This is a genomic window from Mesorhizobium sp. M7A.F.Ca.CA.004.04.2.1 (assembly GCF_004022825.1).
Taxonomy (GTDB): Bacteria; Pseudomonadota; Alphaproteobacteria; order Rhizobiales; family Rhizobiaceae; genus Mesorhizobium.
In genome coordinates, this window is record NZ_RZPH01000214.1 from 2,468 (window position 1) to 7,061 (window position 4,594).

Annotated in this window: 1 protein-coding gene and 1 pseudogene; both read right to left on the minus strand. The window is 62.7% G+C overall.

Translation table 11 applies throughout. From position 1 onward, the window contains the following. Nucleotides 1-1,491, minus strand: a pseudogene (locus tag EN893_RS39190) (DNA-directed RNA polymerase subunit beta'); the annotation flags it as partial. A 147-nt stretch (nt 1,492-1,638) separates the two neighbouring features. After that, nucleotides 1,639-4,594, minus strand: a 2,956-nt coding sequence (rpoB, locus tag EN893_RS12305; protein ID WP_128361555.1) for a DNA-directed RNA polymerase subunit beta, incomplete at its 5' end; no start/stop codon positions are given.

Below are 4,594 nucleotides of genomic sequence, written 5' to 3' on the forward strand. Positions count from 1 at the left end.
GGAAGCCGGGTGCAGGATGTTGTTGGTCGACATCATCAGCACGCGGGCTTCAAGCTGCGCTTCCAGCGACAGCGGCACGTGAACGGCCATCTGGTCGCCGTCGAAGTCGGCGTTGAAGGCCGTGCAGACCAGCGGGTGCAGCTGGATCGCCTTGCCTTCGATCAGGATCGGCTCGAACGCCTGGATGCCGAGACGGTGCAGCGTCGGCGCACGGTTCAGCAGCACCGGATGCTCGCGGATGACCTCGTCGAGGATATCCCAGACTTCCGGACGCTCCTTTTCGACCAGCTTCTTCGCCTGCTTGACGGTCGAGGAGTAACCCTTGGCGTCGAGACGGGCGTAGATGAAGGGCTTGAACAGTTCGAGCGCCATCTTCTTGGGCAGGCCGCACTGGTGCAGCTTGAGCTCCGGACCGGTCACGATGACCGAGCGGCCGGAATAGTCGACGCGCTTGCCGAGCAGGTTCTGACGGAACCGGCCCTGCTTGCCCTTGAGCATGTCGGACAGCGACTTCAGCGGGCGCTTGTTGGCGCCGGTGATGACGCGGCCGCGACGGCCGTTGTCGAACAGCGCATCGACGGCTTCCTGCAGCATGCGCTTTTCATTGCGCACGATGATGCCGGGAGCGCGCAGCTCGATCAGCCGCTTCAGACGGTTGTTGCGGTTGATGACGCGGCGATAGAGATCGTTCAGATCCGACGTGGCGAAGCGGCCGCCGTCCAGAGGAACCAGCGGACGCAGGTCCGGCGGGATCACCGGAACCACCTTCATGATCATCCATTCCGGACGGTTGCCGGATTCCATGAAGTTCTCGACGACCTTGAGCCGCTTCAGATACTTCTTCTGCTTCAGCTCGGAGGTGGTCGAAGCCAGTTCCGAACGCAGGTCGCCGGCGATCTTCTCCAGGTCCATGCCCGCCAGGAGGTCATGAATGGCCTCGGCGCCGATCATGGCGGTGAAACTATCCTCGCCATACTCGTCGACGGCGATCATGTACTCTTCCTCGCTGAGCAGCTGGTGCTCCTTCAGCGCGGTGAGGCCAGGTTCGGTGACGATGTAGTTCTCGAAGTAGAGGACGCGCTCGATGTCCTTCAGGGTCATGTCGAGCAGCGTGCCGATGCGCGACGGCAGCGACTTCAGGAACCAGATATGGGCGACCGGAGCCGCCAGCTCGATATGGCCCATGCGCTCGCGGCGAACGCGCGACAGCGTGACTTCGACGCCGCACTTCTCGCAGATGACGCCCTTGTACTTCATGCGCTTGTACTTGCCGCACAGGCACTCGTAGTCCTTGATCGGGCCAAAAATGCGCGCGCAGAACAGACCGTCACGCTCCGGCTTGAAGGTGCGGTAGTTGATGGTCTCCGGCTTCTTGATCTCGCCGAAAGACCAGGACAGAATCTTCTCAGGGCTGGCAAGCGATATCCGAATGGAATCGAACACCTGCGCAGGCGCCTGCGGATTGAAGAGATTCATGACCTCTTGGTTCATGCCGTTCTCCTTTTCGGGGTCCTCGAAAACCCCTTGCATCTAGCGCGGGCCAAACGCCCGCCGTCGTGTGTCGGCCACCGGCCGAAGAATTTGGTGCGTTCGGTCGCGATTTCCGCGACCGAACGTCTTGTTTACTCGGCCGCGCCCCTATTCGGCAGCATCGGGCAGCCGGACAGGGTTGTCGTCGAGCTTGGTGTTCTCCAGCTCGACATTGAGGCCGAGAGACCGCATTTCCTTGACGAGAACGTTGAAGCTCTCGGGGATGCCGGCCTCGAAGGTGTCGTCGCCACGCACGATCGCCTCGTAGACCTTGGTACGACCGGCGACGTCGTCGGACTTCACCGTCAGCATTTCCTGCAGCGTGTAGGCGGCGCCGTATGCTTCGAGCGCCCAGACCTCCATCTCGCCGAAGCGCTGGCCACCGAACTGCGCCTTGCCGCCCAGCGGCTGCTGGGTAACGAGCGAGTACGGACCGATCGAACGCGCGTGGATCTTGTCGTCCACGAGGTGGTGAAGCTTGAGCATGTAGATGTAGCCCATCGTCACCTTGCGATCGAACGGCTCGCCCGTGCGTCCGTCATAGAGCTGCGACTGACCGCTGGTATGCAGGCCCGCCTGCTCCAGCATGATGTTGATGTCAGCCTCATGCGCGCCGTCGAACACCGGGGTCGCGATCGAGACGCCGCGGCGCATCTGCTCGCTGAGGCGAACAATGCTCTCGTCGTCATAGTCACGAACCGGCTCGTTGCGGTCGTTGGCCGGGATGAAGCTCTCGAGCGTCTTGCGCAGCGGCTTGATGTCGCCGGCTGCCTTGTACGTGTCGATCAGCTCGCCGATCTTCTTGCCCATGCCCGCGCATGCCCAGCCCAGATGCGTTTCCAGGATCTGGCCGACATTCATGCGGCTCGGCACACCCAGCGGGTTGAGCACGATATCGGCATGCGTGCCGTCCTCGAGGAAAGGCATGTCTTCGACCGGAACGATCCGCGACACGACACCCTTGTTGCCGTGACGGCCGGCCATCTTGTCGCCGGGCTGCATCTTGCGCTTCACGGCCACGAAGACCTTGACCATCTTCATGACGCCCGGAGGCATTTCGTCGCCGCGCTGGACCTTCTCGACCTTGTCCATGAAACGCTGTTCGAGCGCCTTCTTGGAATCGTCGTACTGGCCACGGAGCGCCTCGAGTTCGCTCTGGAGCTTTTCGTTCTCCACGGCAAACTGCCACCACTGCGAACGCGGATACTCGTCGAGCGTATCCTTGGACAGCGTCGAGCCCTTCTTGAAGCCCTTCGGTCCGGCGATCGCTTCCTTGCCGACGAGCACGTCGGAAAGACGCGCGTAGACGTTACGGTCCAGAATGGCCTGTTCGTCGTCGCGGTCCTTGGCGAGGCGTTCGATCTCCTCGCGCTCGATCGCCATGGCGCGCTCGTCCTTCTCCACACCGTGGCGATTGAAGACGCGCACCTCGACGACCGTGCCGAAAGTGCCCGGAGGCATGCGCATCGAGGTGTCGCGCACATCGGATGCCTTTTCGCCGAAGATGGCGCGCAGAAGCTTCTCTTCCGGCGTCATCGGGCTTTCGCCCTTCGGCGTGATCTTGCCGACCAGGATGTCGCCCGGCTGAACTTCGGCACCGATATAGACGATGCCGGCTTCGTCGAGGTTCTTCAGCGCTTCTTCCGAGACGTTTGGAATATCGCGCGTGATTTCCTCCGGTCCGAGCTTGGTATCGCGCGCCATGACCTCGAACTCCTCGATGTGGATCGAGGTGAAGACGTCATCGGCGACGATGCGTTCGGACAGGAGGATCGAGTCCTCGTAGTTGTAGCCGTTCCACGGCATGAACGCGACCAGCACGTTGCGGCCGAGCGCCAGATCGCCGAGCTCGGTCGACGGACCGTCGGCGATGATGTCGCCCTTGTTGACCCGGTCACCCATGCGAACCAGCGGACGCTGGTTGATGCAGGTGTTCTGGTTCGAACGCTGGAACTTCATCAGCCGGTAGATATCGACGCCGGACTTGCCCGGATCGAGATCTTCGGTGGCGCGGATAACGATACGCGTCGCGTCCACCTGGTCGACGATGCCGCCGCGGCGGGCGCCGATGGCGGCGCCCGAGTCACGGGCGACGATCGGCTCCATGCCGGTGCCGACGAACGGCGCCTCGGCGCGCACCAGCGGCACGGCCTGACGCTGCATGTTCGAGCCCATCAGAGCGCGGTTGGCGTCGTCGTTTTCCAGGAACGGGATCAGGGCCGCGGCCACCGACACCATCTGCTTGGGCGACACGTCCATCAGATCGACGTTTTCGCGCGGCGCCATCATCACTTCGCCGGCGCTGCGGCAAATGACGAATTCGTCGACGAAACCACCGTTCTTGTCGAGCTCGGCGTTGGCCTGCGCGACATGGTGCTTGGCCTCTTCCATCGCGGAGAGATAGACGACGTCATTGGTCAGCTTGCCGTCGACGATCTTGCGGTACGGGCTCTCGATGAAGCCGTATTTGTTGACGCGTGCGAAGGTGGCCAGCGAGTTGATCAGACCGATATTCGGGCCTTCCGGCGTCTCAATCGGGCAGATGCGGCCGTAATGCGTCGGGTGCACGTCGCGCACTTCGAAGCCGGCGCGCTCGCGGGTCAGACCGCCCGGTCCAAGCGCCGAGAGGCGGCGCTTGTGGGTGATCTCCGACAGCGGGTTGGTCTGGTCCATGAACTGCGACAGCTGCGAGGAACCGAAGAACTCGCGCACGGCGGCAGCCGCCGGCTTGGCGTTGATCAGGTCCTGCGGCATGACCGTGTCGATCTCGATCGAGGACATACGCTCCTTGATCGCGCGCTCCATGCGCAGCAGGCCGACGCGGTACTGGTTTTCCATCAGCTCGCCGACCGAACGCACGCGGCGGTTGCCGAGATTGTCGATGTCGTCGATCTCGCCCTTGCCGTCGCGCAGCTCGACCAGCGTCCTGACCACGGCCAGGATGTCGTCCTTGCGCAGCACGCGCACGGTGTCCTCGGCCTTGAGCTCGAGACGCATGTTCATCTTGACGCGGCCGACGGCCGACAGATCGTAGCGCTCACTGTCGAAGAACAGCGAGTTGAAC